Genomic DNA, 26,432 nt, shown 5'->3' with positions numbered 1-26,432 from the left:
GTCAGGCTGGGTGGAGGCTCGGGTCGCCCGGCTCGACGACGAACGAGCCGGAGGTGTAGGCGGGCGCGTACGGCTCGGTCACCCGGGACAGCGAGCGGAAGTCGACCTTCATCTCCTGCTGGGTGAGCTTGGCGCGGACGTAGCCGCGGCGGCCGTTGAAGAACTTCACGTGCGGGTTCTCGGCGAGCAGGGTCTGGGTGTTGGGGTACTCGTCGAGGCCGTTGCCGGCGCTGGTGACCGACGTGGTGACCAGCTCGACCGCGACAGACTTCGACTCGGGGTCCTGGAAGTCGCGCTTGACCTCCCCGGCCCAGTGGGAGTGCACGTCGCCGGTGAGGACGACCGCGTTGCGCCGGTAGTCGTCGATGGCGGCGGTCAGCCGGTTGCGGGAGGCGACGTAGCCGTCCCAGCCCTCGTTGGAGTAGCCCTTGCCCTCGCCGTTGGTCCAGTCCATCTCCATGAGGAAGACCTGCTGGCCGAGCAGGTCCCAGGTGGCCTGGGAGTCCTTGAGCTGCCCGTCGAGCCAGGACTCCTGCTCGCCGCCGAGCATCGTGCGGTTGGGGGCCAGCCGCTCGGCGCAGTCGGCGCCGATCGTTCCGCTCCTGCCGGTGCAGGCGTACAGGTCGCGGTACTGGCGGGTGTCGAGCATGTGCAGGTTGGCGACCGCGCCCCAGCGGATCGTGCGGTAGAGCCGCAGGGCCGGGCCGTCGGGGCGCTGGGCGCGGCGCAGCGGCATGTTCTCGTAGTACGCCTGGAAGGCCGCGGCCCGGCGGGCGAGGAAGGGCGGGTCGGGCTGCTCGGGCACGTCGCCGGCCCAGGCGTTCTCGATGTCGTGGTCGTCCCACACGACCACCCAGGGGGCGATCGCGTGGGCCAGCCGCGACTCGGGGTCGGCCTTGTGCTGGGCGTGCCGCAGCCGGTATCCGGCCAGGTCGAGGCATTCGCCGCCGGCCTGGTCGCGGACGGGGTACTTGTAGTCGCCGTACTCGTAGATGTAGTCGCCGAGGAAGGCGATGAGGTCGGGGTGGTCCTCGGCCATCCGGCGGTAGGGGGTGAACCAGCCGGTCTGGTAGTCGGCGCAGGAGGTGAACGACAGGTTCAGGGGCCGGGAGCGGGCGCCGGGGGCGGGGGCGGTCAGGGTGCGGCCGACCTCGCTGATCTCGCCCTCGGCGCGGAAGCGGTAGAAGTACTCCGCGCCCGGCCGCAGGCCGTCCAGCTCGACGTGCACGCTGTGGGCCGACTCGCGGCGGGCCTGCTCGACGCCCTGGCGCACGACATGGCGGAAGTTCTCGTCGGAGGCGAGCTGCCAGTGCACCGGCACGACGCGGTCCGGCATGCCGCCGAGCCCGTCGAGCGCGACCGGGTCCATGGCCAGCCGGGTCCAGAGGACGACTCCGTCCGGCGTCGGCTCGCCGGAGGCGACGCCGAGCTGGAACGGGTCGGACAGGGGGGCACGGCGGGCCGCCGCGCGCACGGGTGAGGCACCCAGTGCGGCGGCGAGGCCCAGGCTCGCGCCCCCGGCGAACAACGATCGCCGGGTGATCAATGAAGCTCCTACTGAACGGAGGCGTTGCCGGCGGCCACGGCCTGGTCGGCTGCCTGCTGGGGGGTGAGCTTGCCGAGGTACATCTCGTTGAAGATCTGGTTGAGCTTGTTCTCGAAGCCGGTGAAGCCGGTGGTGACCGGCAGCGGGAAGGTCTGGCCCTCCGACTCCTTCTGGAACGGCGAGACGTCGAGCTTCTTGGACTTCCAGTAGTCGACGTAGCCCTGCGACAGGCCGTTGAGCGCGGGGAAGACGTAGCCGCCGTCGGCCATCATCTTCTGCGGCTCCTCGGTGCCGAGCCAGGTGGCCAGCTTCATCGCCTCCGCCGGGTGCGCGCTCTTGGCGGAGACGGCCTCGGACAGGCCGTTGAGGTTCACCGAACGGCCCTGCGGGCCCTCGGGCATGGCGGCGACGCCGATCTCGAAGTTGGCCTCCGGCGCGACGAACGGCAGCAGCGCGTTGTTCGCCGGGAACATGGCGACCTTCCCGGCCTTGAACATGTCGGTGACCTTGCCGGTGGGCGGGTTGGTCTGGGTGGCCGGCGGCGAGACGTGGTGCTTGTTGACCAGGTCCACGCCGAACTGCAGCCCCTGGACGGAGGCGGCGTCGTTGAAGGTGTAGGTGCCGAACGGCTTGTCCAGCAGCTTGCCGCCGTTGGAGCTGACCCAGTTCATCCACTGCGTCTGGTAGTGGTTCCAGGAGGCGAAGCCGTACGTGGTGACCTTGGCGGGGTCGAAGCCGGGCTCGCCGGGGTGCTTGCCGGCCTCGTCCACGGTGAGCTTGCGGGCCGTGTCGAGCAGGGTGCCGGAGCCGTCGGCCGCCCAGGTGAGCTGGTCCGGCATGGTCACGCCGGCCTTGGCGAACAGGTCCTTGTTGTAGAGCAGGCCGACGATCCCCCAGTCCTTCGGCACGCCGTACAGCTTGCCCTGGTAGGTGAACGAGCCGACCACGGTCTGGTGGTACTTGGAGCCGTCCACCTGGACGGGCGCCAGCACGCCCTTGGTGACGAACTCGGGGAACTGGGTGGGGCTCATCCAGAAGACGTCCGGCGCGGTCCCGGCGACGGCGTCGGCGGTGAGCTTGGTCCAGTACTGGTCGTAGGGCAGCAGTTCTATCTTGACGTCGATGCCCGGGTTGGCCTTCTCGAAGGCAGCCATCACCTTCTCGTAGCCGACCTTCTGCTGGTCGTCCCAGAGCCGGTAGGTGAGCGTCACCTTGCCGGAGTCTCCGGAGCCCGACCCGCAGCCGGACAGGATGAGCGTGGCGGCGCAGAGCAGCGCCCCGGCCCAGCGAATCGGGGGGGATTGCAACATTCGCTGACCTCTTGTTCGTGTGCTACTTGAGGCCGGTGAGGACCACCGACCGGACGATGTGCCTTTGGAAGAAGACGAAGACGGCCACCATCGGCACGAGCGCGATCAGCCCGCCGGCCATCATCAGGTTGTAGTCGACGCCGATGCCGACCTTGAGGGTGGCGAGGGCCACCGTCATCACCCTGGTCTCGTCGCCGCTGGTGATGATCAGCGGCCAGATGAAGCTGTTCCACGACGAGATCACGGTGATGATCGTCAGGGTGCCGAGCGCCGGGCGGCACAGCGGCAGCAGGATGCGCAGCAGGACGGTCATCGGCCCGGCCCCGTCGATGCGGGCGGCCTCCTCCAGCCCGGCGGGCAGGGACTTGAAGAACTGACGCATCAGGAAGATGCCGTACGGGGTGCCCAGCACGTACGGGATGAGCAGGCCGTACCAGGTGTTGACCAGGCCGAGCTCGCGCATGATGAGGAACAGGGGGATCATCGTGACCGCGCCCGGCACCATCATGGTGGCGACGTACAGCCAGAACAGGGCCTCCCTGCCCCGGAAGCGCAGCCGCGCGAAGGCGTAGGCGGCGAAGGTGGTGAAGACGAGCTGCCCGAGGGTGAGCACGACCGTCATCAGCAGCGTGTTGAGCACGTACCGGGGGAAGTCGCCGCTCAGCAGCCGGGTCAGGTTGGCGGTGGTCGGCGGCAGGCCGGGCAGCCACGGCTCGGTGGAGCTGAGCTGCGACTGCGTCTTGAAGGCGGTCAGCACGACCAGCAGGTACGGGAAGACGGAGACGAACGCGCCGGCCGCGAGCACGACGTGGAGCAGGGTGCGCTTGATCATGGGGGCCTCAGCTCAGGTCGTAGGTGGTGCGCTTGCCGAAGAACCTGACCTGCGCCAGCGTCACCAGCAGGATGACCCCGAACAGCACCATCGACAGGGTCGAGGCGTAGCCGAAGTCGAACTGTTTGAACGCCGTCTCGTAGATGCGGAAGTTGAGCACTTCGGTGCTCTGGCTGGGGCCGCCGTTGGTCATGACGTAGACGGTGTCGAACACCTGGAAGGCGCCGATCAGGTTGGTCACCATGACGAAGAACATCGTGGGGTTGAGCAGCGGCAGCGTGATGCGCCAGAACCGCTGGGCGGGGGTGGCGCCGTCGGTGGCGGCGGCGTCGTACAGCTCCTTGGGGATGCCCTGGAGGCCGGCCAGGAAGAACAGCATGGTGTAGCCGGTGTGCTGCCAGACGTTGACCAGCGCGATCGCGGGCAGCGCCCAGGCGGGGTCGGACAGCCAGTCGGGGCCGGTGACGCCGGCCAGGCCGAGCAGGCTGTTGAGCGCGCCGTCGCGCGGGTCGAAGATCCAGTTCCAGACCAGGCCGAGGACGATCGGGGTGGCCATCCACGGGATCAGGTACAACGAGCGGTACAGCCGCAGGCCCTTGACCTTGCGGTCCAGCAACAACGCCAGCACCAGGGCCAGCACGGTCTGCAGCGGGATGCACAGGACGACGTACAGGAGGGTCACGCCCAGGGCGTGCCAGCTCTCGCCGTCGGCGGCCAGCCGGCGGTAGTTGTCCAGCCCGGCGAAGGAAGGCTCCGACAGCAGCTCCCAGTCGAAGAAGCTGAGCACCAGGACGATGACGACCGGCAGCAGCAGGAACGCCACCACCCCGAACAGGCTGGGCCCGACGAACAGGTAGGCGTGCCAGTCACGGGTGCGCCTGCGCGGCGGCCGCTGCGGGGCCTGCTCGGTAGCGGCCCGGACGGTCTCGGTGATCACGACGGGTCCGTGGCGGTGGGGACCAGCAGGCGGCGGGTGGTCGCCAGCCCCCAGTCGTCCAGGGCGGCGATCGGGTCGCTGGAGCCGCGCAGGCCGCCGGTGCCCTCGATGTGCGCCGCCCACTCCTGCCGGGCCTCCACCTCGGGCCGCACGATGAGGCAGTCGGGGTCGTTGACCCACCAGCGGGCGTGCAGGAACTCGCGGGCCGCGCCGGTCAGCCGGGCGCCGAGCTGGGAGGGCTGGCTGATGTCGCCCGACCGGGGGTGCAGGGTGGGCGCGATGTCGGGGCTGACCCGCATGATGTCGACCAGCCCGATGCTGGGCAGCATGGGTGCGCCGCAGCCGTGCAGGGTGGCCTCGGGGCCCGCGCCGCGCCGCACGAGCTCCAGCCCGCGCCGGTAGGCCGCGATCGGGTCGAGGTCCTCGTGGCGGCGGCCGGCCAGGGCGCCGGCGTAGAGGTAGTCGAGCTTGAAGTGGGTGACGCCCATGGCGGCGAAGGCGGCGAACACGTGGACCAGGTGCTCGGCCGCGCCGGGGTGGGTGACGTCGAGGACGGCCAGCTCCTGGTTCCACATGCGGCCCGCGTACGCGCCGTCCACCAGCCAGTCGGGGTGCTCGTGGAACAGGCGGCTGTCGTGGCCGACGAGGAAGGGGGCGGTCCAGATGCCGGCGCGGCGGCCGGAGCCGGTGACGGCGTCCAGGGCGCGGGCGAGGGAGCCGAAGCCGGGCCTGGGGTCCAGCCAGTCGCCGATGCCGGCCTCGTAGCCGTCGTCGAGGAGGAACATGTCGGCGGTCAGGCCGTGCCGGTCGGCCAGCGCCAGGTTCTCCAGGACGTCGTCGTCGGTGACCTTGTCCCAGTAGCCGTACCAGGTGCACCACATCGGCGGGACGGCGGGGAACGTCCTGGGTTCTGCCATGCCGTCCGCCCAGGCGCGCAGGGCCCGGCCGAGGTCGCCCTCGACGCGGTGGTGGCGTACCGGGCCGTCGGCGGAGATCACCAGGCGGTCGCCCTCCCGGCGGGCCCGCACGGAGGGCACCTGGAGCGGTCCGGGCGCGCTCCACAGCTCGACCCCGCCGTCCCCGGTCTCGACGGCCAGCAGCCCCTCGCCCTGGAACACGCCGTCGGGGACGGGCGTCTCGGGCCGGTAGCAGAGGATCTGGATCGTCTCGTCGGCGGGTCTGGGCGGAAGGTCGCCGAGCCCGTAGGCGCCGGTGGGGCTCCACGACTGCCAGCCGTGCTCGAACACCCGGGTCCGGGCCTGGTCGCACCTGATCTCGCCGACGTCAACGAATGACATCAGACCTCATCTCTCTCAACTTACGAAGGAGCGCTTCATTAGTAGCACCGTCGGTTTCGGAGGGTCAACGCCCAATTTGGAGGGGTTCGTGGGTGGTGCGCCGTCGAGCTGGGCCCTGGCATAATCTCTGCTTACAGAGGAGACCTACGTTAAGGACGGCGATGGCGGATCTACGCGGCGGCGACCTGTCACGGCTGCGACAGCTCAACTCGCTGACCGCCATCCGGGCGTTGCGCCGGGCCGGCCCGCTCACCCTGTCGGCGCTGGCCGAGCGCACCGGGTTGTCGCGGCCGTCCATGAAGGAGGTCGCCGGCGAGCTGATGGACCTCGGCTGGGTCGAGGAGGTGCCGCCGAGCCCCGGCTCGATGGGCCGGCCGGCCCGCCGCTACCGCTTCCGCGCCGACAGCGGCTACCTGGTCGGCGTCGACGTGGGCGGCCACAACATCCGCGCCGCCCTGTCCGACCTCGACGGCGAGATCCTGGCCGAGACCCGCCAGCCGGTGCTGCCGGACGCGCCGCTGGAGGAGCGCCTGGCCGCGATCGAGCGGGCCGTCTCCGGCTGCCTGGCGCTCGGCCGCGTCACGGTGTCCGACCTGTGGACGATCGCCGTCGGCACCATCGGCATCATCGACATCGACGGGCGGGTCATCTACTCGGCCGCCGTCCCGTCCTGGCGCGACCTCGACCTGGCGGGCCGGATGCGCGAGATGTTCCCCTGCCAGGTGCTGATCGAGAACGACAGCCGCCTGGCCGCCATGGCCGAGGCCCGGCGCGGCGTCGCCCAGGGCGCCAAGGACGTGGTGTTCCTGCACGTCGGCAGGCGCATGGGCGCCGGGCTGATCATCGGCGGCCGGGTCCACCGGGGGTTCGGGGCGGCGGCCGGGGAGATCTCCATGCTGCCCGAGGCCCGCTGGTTCGACGCGCCCGAGCACCTCAACTCGTGCGCGGCCGTCCCCGAGGGCACGCCGCCGGAGGACGCGGCGGGCTACACGCTGGCCGCCGCCAGGAACGGCGACCCGGTGGCGCTGGAGGCGGTCGGGCGCTATCTCGACGACCTGGCCGTGGGCGCGGCCGCCATGGTGCTCGTCCTGGATCCGCAGGTCGTGGTGCTGGGCGGCGGGTTCTCCAGGTCGGCGGACGTGCTGCTCGGGCCGCTGCGCGAACGGCTGGAGCGGCGGTGCATGCGCATGCCGGAGGTGCGGGCGTCCACGCTGGGCGACGAGTGCGTGGTGGCGGGCGCGATCGACTACGCCGTCGACCATCTCGACGAGCAGCTCTTCACCCCCGAGAGCGGCCCGCTGCCCCTGACCCGCTGACCGCTGTTCGCAACTTTCCTGCAATCGGTTGTTGCAGAAATAACCACGCCACCAGGCAGAACGCTCGAAGCGTTTGCAGTTTTACCTGGACGTATTGACCTTTCCTCGGCACGAAGCCACTGTTACTGCAACCGGTTGGCAAGGCTCGCGCGGCACCCCCCTTCCACTCCTCCATCGAAACGGAGCTGGACGTGCGTAAGAACCAACCCTTGGCGACGAGACTGGCGGTCGTGCTGACCACCGGCCTGCTCACCGCCGGCGGCCTGGTCGCCGGGCTGAACACGCCCGCCTCGGCGGCCCCGGCCGGCGGGAACTACACGCTGGTCAACGGCGGCAGCGGCCTGTGCGCCACCGTGCCGGGGCAGAGCACCGGCGACGGCGTGCAACTCGCGCAGAACGCCTGCGCCGAGGCCGCCGGGCAGGTCTTCACCCTCACCGCCGCCGGGAGCGGCTTCCAGGTCAAGGCGGCGCACAGCGGCAAGTGCGCCGGCGTCCGGGACGCCTCCACCAGCGCGGGCAAGCCCGTGCAGCAGGAGACCTGTACGGGCGCCGCCTCCCAGACCTGGCAGCTCACCGCCGCCGGCGACGCGTACCGGATCGTCAACGCGGGCGGCGGCAAGTGCCTCAACGTCAAGGACGACTCCACCGCGCCGGGCGCGCTCCTGCAGCAGAACTCCTGCGACTCGGCCGCCACCAAGCAGTGGACCCTCAAGCCCGCCGGCGGCGGACCGACCACCAGTCCCACGCCGACCCCCACCGTCACGCCCACCGTCCCGCCGCCCACCGGCGCGCTGTACGTCTCCCCGACCGGCAGGGACGGCGCGACCGGCACCCAGTCGGACCCGACGACGCTCACCTCCGCCATCACCCGCGTCGCGGCGGGCGGCACGATCTACCTGCGCGGCGGCACGTACGCCTTCAGCCAGACGGTCACCATCGCCCCCGGCAACGACGGCACCGCCGCGGCCCGCAAGAAGTTGTCGGCCTACCCCGGCGAGACGCCGGTGCTGAACTTCGCGGCCCAGAGCGAGGACCCGGCCAACCGCGGGCTCGCCGTCAACGGCTCGTACTGGCACCTGTACGGCATCACCGTCGAGCGCGCCGGCGACAACGGCATCTTCGTCGGCGGCAGCGGCAACATCATCGAACGGTCGGTGACCCGGTACAACCGCGACACCGGGCTGCAGCTCTCACGCATCGCCTCCGACACGCCGCAGAGCCGGTGGCCGTCCGGCAACCTCGTGCTGAGCACGGTCTCGCACGACAACGCCGACTCCGACGGCGAGGACGCCGACGGCTTCGCCGCCAAGCTGACCGTCGGGCCCGGCAACGTCTTCCGGTACGCGGTGTCCCGCAACAACATCGACGACGGCTGGGACCTCTACACCAAGACCGAGACCGGCCCGATCGGCCCGGTCACCGTCGAGGACTCCCTGGCCTACGGCAACGGCACGCTCAGCGACGGCAGCCAGGCCGGGAACGGCGACCGCAACGGCTACAAACTGGGCGGCGAGGACATCAAGGTCGACCACGTCGTGCGGCGCAACATCGCCTACCGCAACGGCAAGCACGGCTTCACCTACAACCGCAACCTCGGCACGATGTCGATCAGCGGCAACGTCTCCATCGACAACGCCGAGCGCAACTTCTCCTTCGACGGCGGCACCTCGGTGTTCCGCGACAACACCTCGTGCCGCTCCGGCAGCGGCGCCAACGACAAGATCGTCGGCTCCGCGGACGCCTCCAACCAGTTCTGGTCCGGCTCGAACGGCTCCCGCTGCTCGGCCTACGGCGGCGCCCTGAACTGGTCCTTCGCCGCGGACGGCCGCCTGGTGGTGACCTTCGGCGGCGTCCCGGTCGTCCCCGCGGGCTGACCGGCGGCTCCCGCGGCCCGGGACCCGCGTCAGGGTCCCGGGCCTTCGCCGTGCCGGTGGGGTAAACGAGGCGGAAGTGGAAAAGCTGCCCTTGTGAGGGCCTCCCGTCGAGGCCGCTGCTTCCCGTACGTAGAAAGAGCGGACGCCATGCCGTCTTCTGCCCTGCACCGTTCCATCCAGGTCGCCGAGCCCGGCGGCGCCATGGCCCAGGCCCCGGCGCAGACCCGCGAACCGGGCCCCGGTCAGGTGCGGATCATCGTCGAGGCGTGCGGGGTGTGCCACTCCGACGCGCTGATCCTCGGCGGCGCGCTGCCGGGCACCGCCTTCCCCGTCACGCCGGGGCACGAGATCGCCGGACGCGTCGACGCGATCGGCGACGGCGTCGCGGGCTGGTCCGTGGGCGACCGGGTGGCGGTCGGCTGGTACGGCGGGAGCTGCGGCCACTGCGACGCCTGCCGGGAGGGCGACGGCGTGCTCTGCCCGGAGCTCCAGGTGCCGGGCGCCGCCTACCCGGGCGGGTTCGCCGACTCCGTCGTGGCGCCGGCCGTCGCCCTGGCCGCGATCCCCGACGAGCTGACCGCGGTGCAGGCGGCGCCCCTGGCCTGCGCGGGCGTGACCGTGTTCAACGCGCTGCGGCGCAGCTCGGCGCGGCCCGGCGACACCGTGGCGATCCTCGGGCTGGGCGGCCTCGGCCACCTGGGCGTGCAGTTCGCCGCGCGGATGGGCTTCGACACGGTGGCGATCGCGCGCGGGAGGGACAAGGAGCCGCTGGCCCGCGAGCTCGGCGCCGCCCACTACATCGACGGCGCCGCCGAACAGGTCGCCGACGCGCTGCTGGCGCGGGGCGGGGCCAAGGTGGTGCTGGCGACGGTGACCAGCTCGGCGGCGATGTCCGGCACGATCGACGGGCTGGGCCGGCGCGGCGAGCTCATCACCGTCGGCATCGACACCGACCCGCTGGCCGTCACTCCGCTGCAGCTCGTCGGCGGCGCCCGCCGGGTCTACGGGCACGCCTCCGGCATCGCCGTGGACACCCAGGACACCATGCGGTTCGCCGCGCGGAGCGGCGTGCGGGCCTGGACGGAGGAGGCGCCGCTGGAGGAGGCCGCGACGGCGTACCAGCGGATGATGTCCGGGCAGGCCCGCTTCCGCATGGTCCTGACCACCGGCAACTGAGGGGGCGGCCATGACCGAGTCCTACGACCCGCGCCGCACGGCGGTGCTGCTGGTCGATCCGTACAACGACTTCATCTCCGAGGGCGGCAAGGTGTGGCCGCGGCTCGGGCCGGTGGCGCAGGCGATCGGCCTGCTGGACAACCTGCGGGCGGTGATCGCCGCGGCGCGTGCGGCCGGCGTGCGGGTGGTGTTCGTCCCGCACCGCCGCTGGGCGCCGGGCGACTACGAGAGCTGGGCCCATCCGAACCCGACGCAGCACGGCATCCAGGAACGGCACACCTTCGCGCGCGGCTCGTGGGGCGGGGAGTTCCATCCCGACCTCCAGCCGGAGGAGGACGACGTCGTGGCCGCCGAGCACTGGGCGCAGAGCGGGTTCGCCAACACCGACCTGGACCTCCAGCTGCGGCAACGCGGCGTCACGCACGTGGTGGCCGTGGGCGTGCTGGCCAACACGTGCGTCGAGTCCACCGGGCGGTTCGCCATGGAGCTGGGCTACCACGTGACGCTGGTGCGCGACGCGACGGCCGCGTACCTGCCGGAGATGTTGCACGCCGCGCACGAGCTCAACGGCCCCACCTTCGCCCACGCCATCCTGACCACGGAGCAACTGGTCGCGGCCTTCTCACGAGGTTGACCGGGCCGGGCCGGGGCTCGGGCGGGCGGGGCGGGTGGCCGTCCAGTAGGACCGGGCCGTCCCGGCGGCCAGGCCGGCCACGACGAGCCCGATGATCCCGTGGTACCAGCGCCAGCCGACGCCGAGGCCGACGAACCCGTCGAGGATCATGATGCCCGCACCCCCGCCGAGCGCCGCCAGCATCACCGCCAGCACGGCGAGCATCGCGGCGCGCGGCAGCCGGCGGCCCGCGGCGGTGACGGTGGCCACGGCGACACAGGCCCCCAGCACCCCGGAGACCGCCGCGAACCCCTGCGCGAGTGAGGGGTCCAGGAAGTAGCCCGCGGCCTCGGCCGCCGGCACGGGCGGCCCGCCGGGGAAACCGAGCCTGCCCTGGACGGCGAAGGCGGCCTTGCCTGCCGCGTACCCGAGCATCAGCGCCGCCAGCCCGTACGCCGGCCAGCGCCGCGGGCGATGAGAGTCGACCATGCCCGCAACGCTAGGGACCGCCCGGCGCCCGTCCCTCCCCACCGCGCGCGAACCCCCTCCCCCGTCAGAGGGATCTCGCCCTGCCTTCCGCGTCGCCGCGGGGCCCGTCTCGGGCCCGAGAGCACCTCCCCCATTCGGTGGCCGGAATTCATGCCATTCTTCTTCCGGAAATTCAGGGTTATCGTTTCGCCATCCCATGGATTCAATGTCCGGACATATCCGTTTCCGGCGTTAATTCATTCCTATGGAGGTGGCTTCATGCCCGAAAGGCTGTGGAGAATCGCGGGCGCGCTCGCGCTCGCCGTGCCGCTCGCCGTGCCGCTCGCCGTGCCGCTTGCCGTGGCCGCACCGGCCGTGGCGAGCGCGGCCGACCCGCCGTCGGTGGTGATCGACGCCGCCGAGCCCGCCCCCGGCCTGATCCGGCTGACCGGCCGCTTCACCGCCGCCTACGACGTGTCCGTCGTGGTGGACGGCGAGCGCGTGGAACGGGCCGAGGTCACCGACCCCGACGCCGACGACAGCGGAACCTGGTCCTACGACCTCGACACCCGCGCCCTGGACGGCGAGATCGAGGTCTACGCCAAGGCCACGGCGGCCGACACCCGCTACGGCGCCTGGTCGCCGCCGCTGACCCTGCGCCTGGACAACCCGCGGGCCAGGGCCCCGCGCGTGTCGATCGCCGAGCCCGCCGACGGGGCCCGGCTCACTCGTCCCACACCGGTCCGGGTGCACGTGGCCGGCGCGGACGTGCGCTCGGTGCGGGTCCGCGTCAACGGCGGCCCCTGGCAGCCCACCGCCGGCGCGCGAGGACGCTACGTCGCGCTGCTGAACCCGGCCCGGTACGGCGACGTGATGGCGAGCCTGGAGGCCGAGGCGGTGGACGCGCGCGGCCACGTGTCCCGGTCGTCCACCACGTACGTGGCGCTCGGCGCGGCGCGCGGGCAGGCCCCGGTGCCGCACCGGCAGGACCGGGCGATGTGGATCTGGGAGAAGGCGTCCTCCAACCTGGTGCTCAACCCCGGTTCGCGCCGCCTGCTGGAGACCGTCCTGCCCGCCGGATCGACGCTCTACCTGGGCGTGGACACCTACGCCGGGCGCGACATGATCGAGGACGCGCGTCCCGGGCTGCGTGACCTGGTGGCCTGGGCGCACGGCCGGGGCATGAAGGTGCACGCCACCGTAGCCGGCGGGACGCGGCCGCCGTACCTGGGGGCGCTGTCCCGCTACCGCGAGCGGGCCGTCGGGGAGATGGAACGGGTGCTCGACTACAACCTGTCCTCGAAGCCGGCGGAGCGGTTCGACGGGATCAACGTCGACATCGAGCCGTACAGCCTGCCCTGGTTCACCAGCGGCAAGCCCGACGTGCAGATCCAGTGGCTGGACACGCTGCGCGCGATGATCGCCCGCCGGGACGCCTCCGGGCAGCCGCTGCTGTTCGGCCCGGCCGTGCCGCGCTGGCTGGACACCTCCGCCTGCTGCACCGGCATCACCTACGGCGGGACCACCCGCACCTTGGCCGAGCACGTCCAGGACCTCAGCGACTACATCGCGATCATGGACTACCGCGACCAGGCGGACGGCGGCCCCGGCATCATCGCGCAGGCGGCCGGCGAGCTGGCCTACGCCGAGCGCATCGGCAAGCCGCTGTCGGTGGTGGTCGGCGTGGAGACGCTGGACATCGCGACCAGCGGCGACCCGTCCAGCATCACCTTCCGCGAGGAGGGCGGGGACGTGCTGGAGGCCGAGCTGGCCAAGGTCTCCCAGGCTTTCGCGGGCAGCCCGGCCTTCGCCGGGATCGCGCTGCACCACTACGACTCCTACCGGGAGCTGCCCACGGTCTGGGGGCCCTCGGCCAGGTGGCCGGAGCCGCCCGCCGACTCCGGGCCGCCCACGGGCCTGGCCTCGCCGCCGCGGGCCGTGGCGTCCGGCCACGCCACGGTGGACCTGACGTACGGGCGGGCGCGCGACGACACCGAGGTCGCCCACTACGAGGTGCACCGCTCGACCGAGGCGGGCTTCACCCCGGGCCCCGGCACGCTCGCCGGGAAGGCCCGCGGCCTCACCCACACCGACACCGGCCTGCTGCCCGCCACCGCCTACCACTACCGCGTCGTGCCGGTGGACGTGGCCGGTCACCGCGGCCCGCCCTCGGCCCCGGTCAGCGTGACGACCGGCGCGAGCGGCCTGCGGCCCATGGTCGTGCAGTCGATGGCGGTGACGGTGGAGGGCGGCGCGGCCCGCGTCCGGCTGCGGGTGGTGGACAAGGAGAGCGGGCAGCCGGTGGCCGCCACGGTCCGCGGGCGCTTCACCTTCTCCGCCGGCCGCTACGTGACGGTGACCGCGGGCGCCGACGGCTGGGCCACCGCGACGTCGGAGGCGCTGAAGCAGCCGACCGGCGAGGTGGGCTTCGCCGGTCACCGCCTGACCGCCGCGGGCCGCTACTGGGCCGCCGCCTACGACCGCGACAAGGACGTCACGGCCCGCTGGTGAGCTCCAAAGGGAGGGAATTCATTCCTAATATGCCGCGAATAACGGAGTGAATTTAGGGTTGACATTACTTTGGAATGACGAGAAGAATCCCGTTATGGAGCCACCTGAAGGAATGAATTCCCTCCCCAGGGGAAGGCGATTCCGCACCCTCGCGGCGCGCCTGCGGCAGGAGATCGTGCAGGGCCGCTGGCCGGTCGGCGGCCGGCTGCCGACCGAGTCCGAGCTGGCGCAGACCTACTCGGTCGGGGTCAACACCGTGCGCCGCGCGGTCGACCTCCTGGTCGAGGAGGGGCTCGTCCGGCGCCGGCAGGGGTCGGGCACCTTCGTGACCAGCTCCGTCAGCCCGGGGGCCAGGCCGCGTCTCATCGGCGCGCTCGTCCCGTCGACCACCTACTACTTTCCGCAGGTCGTCCAGGGCATCGAGCGGGCGGCCACCGCCGCCGGCGTGCAGCTCGTGCTGGCCTGCTCCAACTACGACCCCGACGTCGAGGCCGGGCAGATCCAGCAGCTCGTCGACGTCGGCGTGGCCGGTCTGCTGCTGGTGCCCAACCTGCACCTCGCCGCCGACCCCGACGCCCACCTGGGCCGCCTGCGCGGGCTGCCCGTGCCGTACGTCCTGGTGGAACGCCGCCCGGCCGACCCCCGCCCGGCCGACCCGACCTCCTACGTCTGCACCGACGTGCACGGCGGCGGCTACGCGGCGGTGCAGCACCTGAGCGGGCTCGGCCGGGGCCGGATCGGCTACCTCGGCCGGATCGGCACCGCCAGCTCCGAGCAGGTCTTCGCGGGATACCGCCAGGCCGTCGCCGACCTCGGGCTTCCGGAGATCCCGGAGGCCGTGGCCAGGCAGCCCGTCTGGACCGGACCCGACATGCTGGCCTACGCCAACGCGCTGGTCGCCGAGAAGGTGCGCGCGGTGGTGTGCCTCGGCGACCGCGAGGCCACCGCGCTGCTGCCCTACCTGCGCCGGGTCGGCCTGACCGTGCCCGACGACATCGCCGTCGTCGCCTACGACGACGAGGTCGCCGACCTGTCGGAGGTGCCGCTCACCGCGGTCTCCCCGCCCAAGGCCGAGGTCGGCCGCATGGCGACCGAACTGCTGCTGCGCCGGATCGAGCTCGGCCCCGCCGCCCCGGTCTGCCGGGTCGTGCTGCAGCCCCGCCTGGCCGTCCGCGCCTCCTGCGGAGCCGCCTCCGGCAGCCTGGTCGAGGTCCGCGTCCCGACGTGACGGCGGCGTCCCCCTCCCCCCCTTCCCCCCTCTTCGTTCCTGTTGGAGGACCCAATGAGAGTGCGCGTGCTCGCCGCTGCCGCGGCGGCCGTCCTCACCGTGGCCGGCACGGCGTCGTGCGGCGGCCCGGCCGACGACTCCGGGGCGGTCACCCTGAAGCTCGGCTTCTACGCCGCCGCGGGCGACCCGGCCGACACGACCATGCGGGAGCTCGTCAAGGAGTTCACGGCCGCCAACCCGTCGATCAAGCTGCAGCTGGAGGTCGCGCCGTACGTCAAGTTCTTCGAGCGGCTCAGGACGCAGATCGCCGGCGGCCAGGCGCCCCAGGTGTGGCTGTCGGACGGCGTGCTCGTGCAGGAGTTCGCCGCCCGCGGCGCGCTCGCCGACCTGAGCGACCGGGTCAAGACCGTCAACGCCGCCGACTTCTCCGGCATCGAGCTGAACCGCGACGCCCAGGGCCGGGTCTTCGGCTTCCCCCAGGGCGCCCAGACCCCGGTGCTCTTCTACAACAAGAAGCTGTTCGCCGAGGCCAAGGTCGCCGAGCCCACGGCCGAATGGACCTACGACGACCTGGCCGCCGCGGCCAGGAAGCTCACCAAGGACGCCAACGGCGACGGCAAGCCCGACACCTACGGATTCCGCGCGTACTCGCCGGGGTTCACCGAGAGCTGGTGGCCCATCGTCAAGGCGTTCGGCGGCGACGTCGTCACCGACGGGGGCCGCAAGGTCGTCGTCGACAGCCCGCAGTCCACGGCCGCGCTCGACTGGATGTTGCGCGCCATGGGAAAGGACGGCTTCGCCCCCGACTACGTGACCACCGAGGCCATGGGCAAGGGCGTCGTGCACACGCTGTTCGCGACCGGCCGGGTCGCCATGTCGTACGGCATCTACGCCCGGACGCTGCCCGCCGTGAGCGCGGGCGTCGACTTCGGCGTGGCGCCGCTGCCGAAGGGCCCGGCCGGGCGTGGCAACGTCGCGATCGTCAACTCGTGGGTGGTCGGCAAGGGCGCCTCCCCCGCGCAGGCCGACGCGGCGTGGAAGTGGATCACGTTCTTCTCCGGCGAGGGCCCGCAGCGCAAGTGGGCCGAGCTGGGCGAGGCGATCCCGATCAACAAGAAGGTCGCCGCCACGGCTCTGCCCGCCGACCGCGGCCCGGTCTTCCTGGAGTCGCTCGACGCGGCCACCGACCTCGGCACCAACGCCGTGTGGTCGGAGTACACCGAGGCCCTGGCCAAGCGCATGAACGAGGCCCTGTCGGGCGCCACGCCGGTCGCCACCGCGCTGCAGACCGGGCAGAAGGAGGCCCAGGAGGTCATCGACCGCTTCTACGCCGGGAAGACGCAGTGACGGTGCTCACCAGGCGCGCCGGACAGGTGGCCGCCGAGCCGCGGCCGCCGGCCCGGCGGCGGCGGCGCACCGGCGAGCGGGCCTGGGCCTTCGCGTTCGCCTCGCCCTACCTCCTGCACCTGGTCGCGCTGGCCGCCTGGCCGCTGCTGGCCTCCCTGTTCTTCAGCATGACCGAGTACGACCTGATGTCCGCGCCGAGGTTCGTCGGGTTCGGCAACTTCACCCGCCTCTTCGAGGACCCGACGTTCTGGCGCACGCTCGGCAACACGGCGTACTTCGCGGTGCTGTTCGTGCCCACCCAGACGGCCCTGGCGCTGGCCCTGGCGGTCGCGCTCAACCAGCGGCTGCGCGGCATGGCGCTGTTCCGCGCGGCCTACTTCGTGCCGGTCGTCTCCTCGTGGGTGGTCGTCGCCTACGTGGCCGACGCCGTCTTCAACCCGCAGACCGGCATCGCCAACCAGGTGCTCGGCTTCCTCGGGCTGCCGGCCGAGAACTGGTTGCAGGATCCCGCGCTGGTGATCCCCACGCTGGCGGCGGTCGCGGTCTGGAAGGGCGTCGGCTACATGACGGTGCTCTTCCTGGCGGGCCTGCAGGCCATCCCCGAGGAGCGCTACGAGGCCGCCAAGATCGACGGCGCGTCGGCCTGGAACCGGTTCCGCTACATCACCCTGCCGGGCATCTCCGGCACCACGTTCCTGGTGCTGGTGCTCACCTCCATCGAGACGCTGCAGTCGTTCGAGCAGGTCTTCGTGATGACCGACGGCGGGCCGCACGGCGCGAGCGAGCTGACCGTGCTCTACCTCTACCGGCAGGGTTTCCAGTTCTTCCAGATGGGCTACGCCTCGGCCGTGGCGTGGGTGCTGTTCGTGCTGGTGCTCGCGCTGACCCTGGTGCAGTTCCGGCTCCAGCGCAGGTGGGTGCACTATGCGTAAGACCGTCTCGTACGTGCTGGTGCTGGCGGGGGCGGCGGTCATGTTGCTGCCGTTCGCCGCGGCGCTGGGCAACTCGCTCAAGAGCTTCGCCCAGTACATCCAGGTGCCGCCCGCGTGGATCCCCGACCCGGTCCAGTGGGACAACTACGCCGAGGTGTGGCGGCGCACGCCGTTCGGGCTCTACCTGGCCAACAGCCTGGTGATCGCGGTGCTCGCGGTGGCCGGGAACGTGCTGACCAGCGCCATGGTCGGGCACTCCCTGGCCAGGATGCGGCTGCCGGGCAAACAGGCGCTGCTGACGATGGCGCTGGGCACGATGATGTTGCCGACCGTCATCACGATCGTCCCGAACTTCCTGCTGTTCCGCTCGCTGGGCTGGCTGGACTCGATGCTGCCGCTCATCGTGCCGTACTGGCTGGCCACGCCGATCGGGATCTTCCTGATGCGGCAGACGTTCCTCGGCATCCCCAAGGACTTCGAGGAGGCGGCCGGCCTCGACGGCGCCAATCCCTGGCAGGTGTTCTGGCGCATCCACCTGCCGCTGGCCAAGCCCGCCCTGGCCACGCTCGCGGTCTTCACCTTCACCACCTCGTGGAAGGCCGTGCTGGAGCCCACGATCTACCTCACCTCGCCGGAGAACTACACGCTGCCGGTCGGCGTGCTGAGCCTGAAGGGGCAGTTCGTCGGCAACGACCAGCTCGTGACGGCCGCGGCGATGATGAGCCTGCTGCCGATGCTGGTGGTGTTCGTGCTGGCCCAGCGTTACTTCGTCCGCGGAACCATGTCCGCGGGTCTCAAGGGCTGACCAGAGCCCATCTCCGATCCGGAAAGGAAATCGTGACCACAACATCCGGGCTGCGCCTGGGCGTCATCGGCGCGGGCACCATCGCGGAGTTCCACGTGGCCGCCGCCCGCCAGAGCGCCGGGCAGGTGAAGGTCGCCGCGGTGTGCGACGTCCGGGCCGAGGCGGCCGAGAAGCTGGCCGCCGAGGCCGGCGCGCGGGTCTTCACCGACCACCGGGCGATGCTCGACGCCGGCGGCCTCGACGCGGTCGTGATCACCGTGCCGCACGCGCTGCACGCCCCGATCACCCTCGACGCCGCCGCGGCCGGGCTGCACGTGCTCGTCGAGAAGCCGATCGCCACCACCCGCGAGGACGCCGTCCGCATGATCGAGGCGTGCCGGGCGGCCGGCGTCGTGTTCGCCGTCGGGCACGTGCTGCGCTTCGTCCCGATGCTGCGCGCGGCGGCCGGGTTCCTCGCCTCGGGCGAGCTCGGCCAGGTCGTGGTGGCCGCCGAGCGGCGCACCGCCGACTACGCCGACCCCACGCGTCCCCGCTGGTTCCTCGACGCCGACATGGCCGGCGGCGGCATCGTGCTCAACGTCGGCACGCACAGCATCGACAAGCTCCAGATGCTGGTCGGCTCGCCGATCGCGGAGGTCACCGCGCACGTCGCCGGGCCCGCCGGCGGGTCGGTGGAGACCGAGGCGGTCGCCCTGGCCCGGCACGCCGACGGCACCCGGTCGACGATCTCGGTCACCGGCACCGGCCTGCCGTTCACCGACGAGGCCGAGATCGTGTGCGGCGAGGGCGCGCTGCGCATCAGCCGCGGCGAGGGCGTCTGGTCCTTCCGCGGCGGCGTCGCCACGCAGGTCGCCGCGCCCGGGATCGGCGAGATGGCCACCGCGTTCGCCGCGCAGCTCGCCGACTTCGCGCGCGCCTGCGCCGGCCGGACCGCCCCCGAGGTCACCGCCGAGTACGCCCTGTCGGTCCTCGACGTCGCCCTGGCCGTCTACGAGTCCGCCCGCCGGGGTTCCACCGTCACAGTGAAGGGACAGTCATGAACCCGCTCGCGTTCAGCACGCTCGGCATGCCGGGCGCACCGGCCGCGGAGGTCGTCGCCACCGCCGCCCGGTACGGCTGCGCCGCCGTCGAGCTGCGCTGCGCCGAAGGTGAGATCGTCGCGCCGGACACCTCCGACGCCGAGCTGCGCTCGATCGCCCGGACGTTCGCCGCCGCCGGGATCGGCATCGTCGCCGTGTGCTCCTACACCCGCGTGGCCCGGCCGGACGGCGACCCGGTGGCCGAGGTGCTGCGCCACGTCGAGATCGCCGAAGCGCTCGGCTCGCCGTACGTGCGGGTCTTCGGCGGGGTCGAAGGGCAGGACGACCCGGCCGCCGCCGCGACTCGGAGGCTCGCGGACGTGGCCGGCCGGCTGCCGGACAACGGCGTGGACGTGCTGCTGGAGACGCACGACGTGTTCCTGACCGGCCAGGCGGTGGCCGGCGTGCTGGCCGGGGTCGGCTCGCCGCGCGTCGGCGCGCTGTGGGACGTGGTCAACCCGTGGCGGGCCGGCGAGAGCGCCGCGGCCACCGCGGACGCGCTGGCCCCCTACCTGCGGCACGTGCAGATCAAGGACGCCGCCTCGCCCGCCGACCTCGCGCCGGTGCTGCCGGGCAAGGGCGCGGTGGGCGTGCCGGGCGTGCTGGCCGAGCTGGACCGGATCGGCTACGCGGGCTTCCTGGCGCTGGAGTGGGAGCGTGCCTGGTACCCCGACGCGGCGCCCGTCGGCGAGGCCCTGGCCGCCTTCCGAACGGTGCTGGGACGGTGATCCCCCTGGCCGCCTGCCTCCCCCTGCCGGACCGGATGGGCATGGCCCGCCGGCGACCCGAAGGAGCCGCACATGTTCACCTCTGAGCAGGAGCTGGAGGACCGGCTGGCCACCCCGTCGGCCGCGCTGGCCGCCGACGTCGCCGGGCTCGACGGCGACCTCGTCGTGCTCGGCGCGGGCGGCAAGATGGGGCCGAGCCTGGTCCGGCTGGCCCGGCGGGCCCTGGAGGCGGCGGGCCGCGGCTCGGCCCGCGTGTACGCCGTGTCCCGCTGGTCGGACGGCCGGGCCGCGCGGGCGCTGGCCGACGAGGGCGTCGAGGTGGTCGCCGCCGATCTGATGTCCGGCGGCGACCTGACCGGGCTGCCCGACGCGGCCAACGTCGTGTTCATGGCGGGCGCCAAGTTCGGCACGTCGGCGGCGCCGTACCAGGCGTGGGCGGTCAACGCGGCGCTGCCGGCCGCCGTGGCCCGGCGCTACCGCGACTCCGCGATCGCGGTGTTCTCCACCGGCAACGTGTACCCGCTGGTGGACGTGGCCGGCGGCGGCAGCGCCGAGGAGGACCGTCCGGACCCGGTGGGCGAGTACGCGATGAGCTGCCTGGGCCGGGAACGCGTCTTCGAGCACGCCGCCGCGGCGTACGGCACCAGGGTCGCGATCCTGCGCCTGAACTACGCGGTGGACCTGCGCTACGGCGTGCTGGCCGACCTCGCGGCCACCGTGGCGGCGGGCGAGCCGGTCGACCTCACCACCGGGCACGTCAACGTCGTCTGGCAGGGGTACGCCAACGAGGTCGCGCTGCGGTCGTTGCGCCACGCACGCGCCCCGGAGGCGTTCACCCTGAACCTGACCGGCCCGGAGACCGCCTCGGTGCGGCGCACCGCGGCCCGGCTGGCCGCCGCGATGGGGACGAAGGCGTCCTTCACCGGCGCCGAGAGCGGCACCGCGCTGCTCAGCGACGCCTCGCGCTGCCACGGCCTGTTCGGTTACCCGGACGTGCCGCTGGACACCCTGATCGCCTGGCAGGCCGGCTGGCTGTCGCGCGGGCTGCCCCTGTCGGGCAGGCCGACCAAGTTCGCGGTACGCGACGGGAGGTTCTGAGATGTCGATCGACCTGCTGCGGGAGGGGACGGTCATCCCCGCCCACCCGCTGGCGCTGACCGCCGGGCGCACTCTGGACGAGCGCCGCCAGCGCGCGCTCACCCGCTACTACCTGGCCTCGGGGGCGGGCGGCGCGGCCGTGGCGGTGCACACGACGCAGTTCGAGATCCGCCGGGCGGGCCTGCTGCGGCCGGTGCTGGAGCTGGCCGCCGAGGTCGTGGCGAAGGAGGCGGAGCGGCCGTTCGTCATGGTCGCGGGCGCGTGCGGCGACACCGCCCAGGCCGTGGCGGAGGCGGAGCTCGCCGCGTCGCTGGGCTACCACGCGGTGCTGCTGTCGCCCCAGGTGCCCGGCGCGGGCGAGCCGGAGCTGCTGGCGCGGGCCAGGGCGGTGGGCGAGGTGCTGCCGGTGATCGGCTTCTACCTCCAGGAGGCGGTGGGCGGACGCCGGCTCGGCCCGTCGTTCTGGCGGTCGCTGAGCGAGCAGGAGTCGGTGGTGGCGATCAAGATGGCGCCCTTCGACCGGTATCGCACGCTCGACGTGGTCAGGGCGGTGGCGGCGTCCGGGCGCGGCGACGACCTCGCGCTCTACACCGGCAACGACGACAACATCCTGGCCGACCTGCTCTCCCCCGTCGCGGGCCGCCGGATCGTCGGCGGGCTGCTCGGCCAGTGGGCGGTGTGGACGCGGGCGGCGGTGCTCATGTTCGACGAGGTGCGCCGGGCCTGGGCGGGCGACGACGAGGTCCTGCGTTCCCTGCTGGCCCGCGCCGGCGACCTCACCGACGCCAACGGCGCGGTGTTCGACGTGGCGGGCGGGTTCCGCGGCTGCATCGCCGGGGTGCACGAGGTGCTGCGCCGCCAGGGCCTGCTGGCCGGGACGTGGTGCCTGGACCCGGACGAGGGCCTGTCGCCCGGGCAGGCCGCGGAGATCGCGCGGGTGAGCGCGGCCTATCCGTGGCTGGTGGACGACGAGTTCGTGGCCGCCCACCTGGACGACTGGCTGCGCTAGCTCCTGGACGCCCGAAGGTTATTACGGCGCATCGTAATATTGATAATTTTGGCCCTGTTTTCCCTGCAGGAGCCGGCGCGCGCCGGTGGTGACGATGAAGCTATTGTCGAGCCGCTTTGTGCGCAGCGGCCGGGACGCGCGTCCCGGCCCCCGGTTTTCGTTCGTCAGACGGTCCAGTGGGCCGTGGACAGGGCGCGGACGGCGTTCTCGTCCACCTCGACGCCGAGGCCGGGGCCGGTGGGCACCAGGGCCGTCCCGTCCGAGACCTCCACCGTCGGGCCGCCGACGTACGCCGAGCGCACGAACTGGCGGCCGTTGAGGTCGACCGGGGTGTCCACGCCGAACGCCGCGAACAGGTGCAGCGAGGCGGCGAACCCCAGGTCGGTGTCCGTCAGCCCCGAGCCCATGATGCGCAGCCCGGCGTCCTCGGCGAGCTGGCACAGCCGGCGCGACAAGGTCAGCCCGCCCGACCGCTGCACCTTGGCGATGGCGATGTCGACGGCGTCGAGCTTGACGAACGTGGCCAGGTCGGAGGGGTGGCGCAGGCTCTCGTCGAGCGCGACCGGGAGCGGGCTGTGGTCGCGCAGGCGGCGCAGCCCGGTGACGTCGTTGGCGGGCAGCGGCTGCTCGAACGCCGTGACGTCCAGGTCGGCCAGCCGGCGGGCCATGCGCAGCGCGCCGTCCACGGTGTAGGCCTGGTTGGCGTCGACCCACAGCGGGGCGCCGGGGGCCGCCTCCCTGACGGCCGCGACGACGGACAGGTCCGTCGCCTCGTCGTGCAGGCCGACCTTGACCTTGAACGCGCGGTAGCCCTCCGCCCGCCCCTCCCCGACCGCCTGCCGCACCTCGCCGGGCGTCTGACCGGCCACGATCCAGCCGAGCGTGATCCGGTCGAGGCGGCGCTGGCCCCACAGCACGCCGACGGGCACCCCGAGGGCCCGGCCGAGCAGGTCGTGCAGGGCGATGTCGAGCGCGGACTTGGCGATCGGCGACCCGATCGTCAGCCCGCGGTTGATCACCTTCTCGTAGGCCGCGCAGGCGCCGTCCAGGTCCCAGGCGGGGCGGCCGAGGAGGGCGGGGGCCAGGTAGCCGGCGATCGTCGTCGAGATCGACTCCACGGTCTCGTACGTCCAGGCGGGCGTCGGCGTGGCCTCGCCCCAGCCGGTCACCCCGCCGGCCGTCACCTTGACGAGAACCCGCTCGGCGGGCTTCCCCTCGGTGGTGACGTTTCCCCCTGAAATGCTGAACGAACGGATGGACGGCAATTCCACGACGAATATCTCAATACGCTCGACGAGCAGCGATCTCATCATTCTCCAATGAGCAGGAATTCATGCTTACCCGAGCATTTAATCCTCCTGAATCTAGCACGCCGGAATTGATTTCAGAATCAACGGCAGGAATTCATCCGGCCCTTTCGCCGGCGCCCGCTGGCCGCATCCGGACGTTGACCGGCGACCCACCCGGGCGCAGGCTTCGGTGGTCCCCACTTCTCCCGTTCACGACGAGGTGATCGAGATGGCCGGAACCCGTCCCGCCCTTCCGGACGCGACCAGCGACAGCTTCCTGGCCGAAGCACTGAACGAGGCCAACGCCTACCGCGCCAAGCACCACGCGCCCCCCATGGAGATGGACGCCAAGCTCGTCGAGTACGCCAAGGAGCGCGCGTCCTCGCGCTCGGAGTACGCCAAGCTGTCGGCCGGCCACGACGGCCTGCGCGACACCACCGGCGAGAACATCTTCTGGGGCATCTCCTCCGGCTCCACGCCGAAGACCGCCGGCGACGCCGTGACCGCCTGGTACAACGAGATCGCCGATTACAACTGGGCGAACCCGCCGGGCGACCCGGCCAGGACCGGGCACTTCAGCCAGCTCGTCTGGAAGGACACCAGGAGGGTCGGCGCGGCCCGCGTCGCCGGCCAGGGCCCCGACGGGTTCGAGACCTACATCGTGTTCGTCTTCGAGAACCCGGGCAACTACGAGGGCGAGTACCCCCAGAACGTCCTGCCCGCCTGACGACGGGCCGGTCAGGGGGCGGCGAGGGCCCCCTGACCACCGGCTCCCTGACCACCGCTCCCTGACCACCGGTCGCCCGACCACCACCGGCCGGCCGGCGCCGGACGGTCACGGGTCGGTGCCCTGGGAGGCGACGTGGTCCTCGTCGAAGATGTCCCCCGCCGAGATCACGATCCGCGGGTCGGGCACGCCGACGACCTCGTCGTCCTTGTCGTCGTAGTCGAAGAGGCTGAGCACGTGGCGCATGGCCTCCAGCCGGGCGCGTTTCTTGTCGTTGCTCTTGATGACGGTCCAGGGCGCCGACTCCGTGTCGGTGTGCAGGAACATGTCCTCCTTGGCCTGGGTGTAGTCGTCCCATTTGCGGAGGGACGCCAGGTCCATCGACGACAACTTCCACTGCCGCACCGGGTCCACCTGGCGGATGATGAACCGGGTGCGCTGCTCGGCCCGCGAGACCGAGAACCAGAGCTTGACCAGGTGCAGCCCCGAGTCCACCAGCAGGTCCTCCAGGCGCGGCACCTGCTCCATGAACTCCAGGTACTCGTGCACGTCGCAGAAGCCCATGACCCGCTCGACCCCCGCCCGGTTGTACCAGGAGCGGTCGAACAGCACGATCTCCCCGTTGGCCGGCAGGTGGGCGATGTAGCGCTGGAAGTACCACTGGCCGCGCTCGCGCTCGCTCGGCTTCTCCAGCGCGACCACCGTGGCCCCGCGCGGGTTGAGGTGCTCCATGAAGCGCTTGATCGTGCCGCCCTTGCCCGCCGCGTCGCGCCCCTCGAACAACACCACCAGCCGGCGGCCGGTGGCCTTGATCCAGTACTGCAGCTTGAGCAGCTCGATCTGCAGCAGCCGCTTGTCCCGCTCGTAGATCTCCCTGGACAGGCGCTCGTCGTAGGGGTAGTGCTGCCGCCAGGTGTCCACCGGCCGGCCGTCGGCGCGCATCAGCACCGGATCGTCGTCGTCGCCGTCGTCCACCCACAACCCGGGAGTGGTGTCGAGCAGTTCGCTGTGCTCCGCGGCCGCCAGGGGGGCGAGGACCACGGGCTGCTCGTCGCCTGGACCGGTCATGCGGCCCGCGACCGGATGTTCGCGTTCATGGCGTCCTCTCTTCACCGGATGCGGCCGGCTAATCCTGCCGGCGGCCGCTGTTCCGGGAAATCCGGCGGGCCGTTCAGCTCGTGGCTCCCAGGCGGCCGCGTACCTGGGCGAGCAGGTCGTGCGGCAGGGGGGCGTAGCCGTACAGGGCCAGGTAGGACTGGCCGGCGTCGCCGGCGGCGTAGCCGAGGAAGGCGCGCACCAGCGGGTCCGCCCGGCCCGCGCAGATGATCTCGTACGTGACCTGCACGATCGGGTAGGCGCCGGGGACCGGCCGCCTGTGGTCGAACGTCAGCACCAGCCCGCGCTCGCCGCTCTCGACCGTGGCGCCCTGCAGGGCCCTGCCGGCGCTCTCCGGCGACAGCGCCACGAACTCCCCGGCGGGGTTGCGCACGTCCGCGGTGCTCAGGCGGGCGCTGCCGGCGAAGCCGTACTCGACGTAGCCGATGGAGTCCCTGGTGTGCTGGAGGACCTGGGTCATGCCGCTGGAGCTGGTGACGCCCTGGCCGGCGCCGGTCCACGTCCTGGACGGCTGGTGCGGCCAGCCGCCGGTCGCCCGCAGGAACTCGGTGAGGTTCTGGGTGGTGCCGGACTGGCCGGAGCGGTGGAAGACGTGGATGCGGGTGGGCGGCAGGCGGTGGCCGGGGTTGTCGGCGGCGATCTCGCGGGCGTCCCACCTGGTGAGACGCCCGGTGAAGATGCCGGTCAGGGTCGCCGGGGAGAGCCGCAGGCCGGGCACGGAGGTCAGGTTGTAGGCCACCGCGACCGGGGAGACGACCATCGGCAGGTGCTCGGCCCGGCCGCCGCAGCGCCGGTCGGCCCGCGTCTGCTCCTCGGGGGTCATCGGCACGTCCGAGCCGGCGAACGCGCTGCGTCCGGCGATGAAGTCCTCGATGCCGCGGTCTGAGCCGTTGGCCTCGTAGACGACGCGCAGTTCGGGGTGGACGCGCTCGAACTCGCCGGTCCAGGCGTCCATGGCGCCCTTCTGCGCGGTCGAGCCCGAGGCGTGCAGCCACGCGACGACCGGCTCGGGGGCGGCGCCGTCTTCGCTGCTCATGCTCAGGAACACGGCCCCGGCCGCGGCGGCGGCCCCGGCGACCAGAACGAGCGCGGTGACCAGGACCGACTTGGCCGTCCATGTCAGCCTTGCCATTGCACAAGGCTACGAACCGGACGCGTCCGGACCCGTCATCCCGGGGTCAAGCTCTCGGACA

The 26,432-nt window shown here is 72.3% G+C and carries 23 protein-coding genes; 14 read left to right on the top strand and 9 right to left on the bottom strand.

Annotated elements, in window-relative coordinates; all coding sequences use genetic code 11:
- Position 1: 1 nt before the first annotated feature.
- From AB0J76_RS14705 to AB0J76_RS14685, 5 genes are read right to left on the bottom strand one after another with little or no spacing between them, the layout of a single operon-like run.
- Complete coding sequence (locus tag AB0J76_RS14705; RefSeq protein ID WP_364389629.1) at positions 2-1,546, bottom strand: alkaline phosphatase D family protein; 1,545 nt, start codon at positions 1,544-1,546, stop codon at positions 2-4.
- Between the two features lie 8 nt (positions 1,547-1,554).
- Entirely contained in the window at positions 1,555-2,856 is a 1,302-nt protein-coding gene (locus tag AB0J76_RS14700) for a sugar ABC transporter substrate-binding protein (RefSeq protein WP_352327627.1), read from the bottom strand.
- Between the two features lie 22 nt (positions 2,857-2,878).
- Positions 2,879-3,688 (bottom strand): carbohydrate ABC transporter permease, encoded by an 810-nt coding sequence (locus AB0J76_RS14695; protein WP_352327626.1) that lies wholly within the window; start codon positions 3,686-3,688, stop codon positions 2,879-2,881.
- Between the two features lie 7 nt (positions 3,689-3,695).
- Complete coding sequence (locus AB0J76_RS14690) at positions 3,696-4,625, bottom strand: sugar ABC transporter permease (protein ID WP_352327625.1); 930 nt, start codon at positions 4,623-4,625, stop codon at positions 3,696-3,698.
- Positions 4,622-5,923, bottom strand: coding sequence for a glycoside hydrolase family 36 protein (locus tag AB0J76_RS14685; RefSeq protein ID WP_352327624.1), 1,302 nt, complete (start codon positions 5,921-5,923; stop codon positions 4,622-4,624). The genes AB0J76_RS14690 and AB0J76_RS14685 overlap by 4 nt, the downstream gene beginning before the upstream one ends.
- A gap of 161 nt (positions 5,924-6,084) precedes the next feature.
- Between AB0J76_RS14685 and AB0J76_RS14680 the strand changes: the two genes are divergently transcribed.
- From AB0J76_RS14680 to AB0J76_RS14665, 4 genes are all read left to right on the top strand, one after another.
- Positions 6,085-7,239, top strand: a complete 1,155-nt coding sequence (locus AB0J76_RS14680) for an ROK family protein (protein ID WP_352327623.1) — start codon at positions 6,085-6,087, stop codon at positions 7,237-7,239.
- 209 nt (positions 7,240-7,448) lie between these two features.
- On the top strand, positions 7,449-9,113 hold the full coding sequence (locus tag AB0J76_RS14675; protein WP_352327622.1) for an RICIN domain-containing protein: 1,665 nt from the start codon (positions 7,449-7,451) through the stop codon (positions 9,111-9,113).
- Between the two features lie 147 nt (positions 9,114-9,260).
- Positions 9,261-10,289: an alcohol dehydrogenase catalytic domain-containing protein gene (locus tag AB0J76_RS14670; protein WP_352327621.1), complete on the top strand. Its 1,029-nt coding sequence runs from the start codon at positions 9,261-9,263 to the stop codon at positions 10,287-10,289.
- Positions 10,290-10,299: 10 nt separating this feature from the next.
- Positions 10,300-10,923 carry a cysteine hydrolase gene (locus AB0J76_RS14665; protein WP_352327620.1) on the top strand — a complete coding sequence of 208 codons (624 nt, stop codon included), beginning with the start codon at positions 10,300-10,302 and terminating at the stop codon, positions 10,921-10,923.
- Here the strand turns inward: AB0J76_RS14665 and AB0J76_RS14660 are convergent.
- Entirely contained in the window at positions 10,912-11,391 is a 480-nt protein-coding gene (locus tag AB0J76_RS14660) for a hypothetical protein (protein WP_352327619.1), read from the bottom strand. The two genes, AB0J76_RS14665 and AB0J76_RS14660, sit on opposite strands and share 12 nt — an antisense overlap.
- 258 nt (positions 11,392-11,649) lie before the next feature.
- On the opposite strand from AB0J76_RS14660, the gene AB0J76_RS14655 reads away from it, so the two are divergent.
- The 9 genes from AB0J76_RS14655 to AB0J76_RS14615 all read left to right on the top strand — a co-directional run bounded on the left by AB0J76_RS14655 (position 11,650) and on the right by AB0J76_RS14615 (position 22,107).
- Positions 11,650-13,881: a hypothetical protein gene (locus AB0J76_RS14655; protein WP_352328339.1), complete on the top strand. Its 2,232-nt coding sequence runs from the start codon at positions 11,650-11,652 to the stop codon at positions 13,879-13,881.
- Positions 13,882-13,993: 112 nt separating this feature from the next.
- Positions 13,994-15,109, top strand: coding sequence for a GntR family transcriptional regulator (locus AB0J76_RS14650; RefSeq protein WP_352328340.1), 1,116 nt, complete (start codon positions 13,994-13,996; stop codon positions 15,107-15,109).
- A gap of 54 nt (positions 15,110-15,163) precedes the next feature.
- On the top strand, positions 15,164-16,456 hold the full coding sequence (locus AB0J76_RS14645) for an extracellular solute-binding protein (protein ID WP_352328341.1): 1,293 nt from the start codon (positions 15,164-15,166) through the stop codon (positions 16,454-16,456).
- A complete protein-coding gene (locus AB0J76_RS14640; RefSeq protein WP_352328342.1) occupies positions 16,453-17,388 on the top strand; it encodes a sugar ABC transporter permease in 936 nt (311 codons plus the stop codon). Before AB0J76_RS14645 ends, AB0J76_RS14640 begins: the two co-directional genes overlap by 4 nt.
- Entirely contained in the window at positions 17,381-18,193 is an 813-nt protein-coding gene (locus AB0J76_RS14635) for a carbohydrate ABC transporter permease (RefSeq protein ID WP_352328343.1), read from the top strand. Before AB0J76_RS14640 ends, AB0J76_RS14635 begins: the two co-directional genes overlap by 8 nt.
- A 32-nt stretch (positions 18,194-18,225) precedes the next feature.
- Entirely contained in the window at positions 18,226-19,233 is a 1,008-nt protein-coding gene (locus AB0J76_RS14630) for a Gfo/Idh/MocA family oxidoreductase (protein ID WP_352328344.1), read from the top strand.
- Positions 19,230-20,000 carry a sugar phosphate isomerase/epimerase family protein gene (locus AB0J76_RS14625; protein ID WP_352328345.1) on the top strand — a complete coding sequence of 257 codons (771 nt, stop codon included), beginning with the start codon at positions 19,230-19,232 and terminating at the stop codon, positions 19,998-20,000. The genes AB0J76_RS14630 and AB0J76_RS14625 overlap by 4 nt, the downstream gene beginning before the upstream one ends.
- A gap of 72 nt (positions 20,001-20,072) precedes the next feature.
- The gene (locus AB0J76_RS14620; protein ID WP_364389627.1) at positions 20,073-21,098 is read left to right on the top strand and encodes an NAD-dependent epimerase/dehydratase family protein; all 1,026 of its coding nucleotides are present in this window, start codon (positions 20,073-20,075) and stop codon (positions 21,096-21,098) included.
- Position 21,099: 1 nt separating this feature from the next.
- A complete protein-coding gene (locus tag AB0J76_RS14615) occupies positions 21,100-22,107 on the top strand; it encodes a dihydrodipicolinate synthase family protein (RefSeq protein WP_352330574.1) in 1,008 nt (335 codons plus the stop codon).
- 164 nt (positions 22,108-22,271) lie between these two features.
- On the opposite strand, the gene AB0J76_RS14610 is transcribed toward AB0J76_RS14615, so the two are convergent.
- Entirely contained in the window at positions 22,272-23,378 is a 1,107-nt protein-coding gene (locus tag AB0J76_RS14610) for a dipeptide epimerase (protein WP_352330572.1), read from the bottom strand.
- A gap of 247 nt (positions 23,379-23,625) precedes the next feature.
- Here AB0J76_RS14610 and AB0J76_RS14605 point away from each other — a divergent pair, with 247 nt between their 5' ends.
- Positions 23,626-24,123: a CAP family protein gene (locus AB0J76_RS14605; protein ID WP_352330571.1), complete on the top strand. Its 498-nt coding sequence runs from the start codon at positions 23,626-23,628 to the stop codon at positions 24,121-24,123.
- A gap of 108 nt (positions 24,124-24,231) precedes the next feature.
- On the opposite strand, the gene ppk2 is transcribed toward AB0J76_RS14605, so the two are convergent.
- Positions 24,232-25,191 (bottom strand): polyphosphate kinase 2, encoded by a 960-nt coding sequence (ppk2, locus tag AB0J76_RS14600; RefSeq protein WP_352331487.1) that lies wholly within the window; start codon positions 25,189-25,191, stop codon positions 24,232-24,234.
- A gap of 103 nt (positions 25,192-25,294) precedes the next feature.
- Positions 25,295-26,371 carry a phosphate ABC transporter substrate-binding protein PstS gene (gene pstS, locus AB0J76_RS14595; protein WP_364389626.1) on the bottom strand — a complete coding sequence of 359 codons (1,077 nt, stop codon included), beginning with the start codon at positions 26,369-26,371 and terminating at the stop codon, positions 25,295-25,297.
- Positions 26,372-26,432: the final 61 nt, after the last annotated feature.

It is taken from the genome of Nonomuraea sp. NPDC049624 (assembly GCF_040675255.1).
GTDB lineage: Bacteria > Actinomycetota > Actinomycetes > Streptosporangiales > Streptosporangiaceae > Nonomuraea.
The sequence above is the reverse complement of the archived record's forward strand: the minus strand, read 5'-3'. Positions and strand labels throughout refer to the sequence as shown.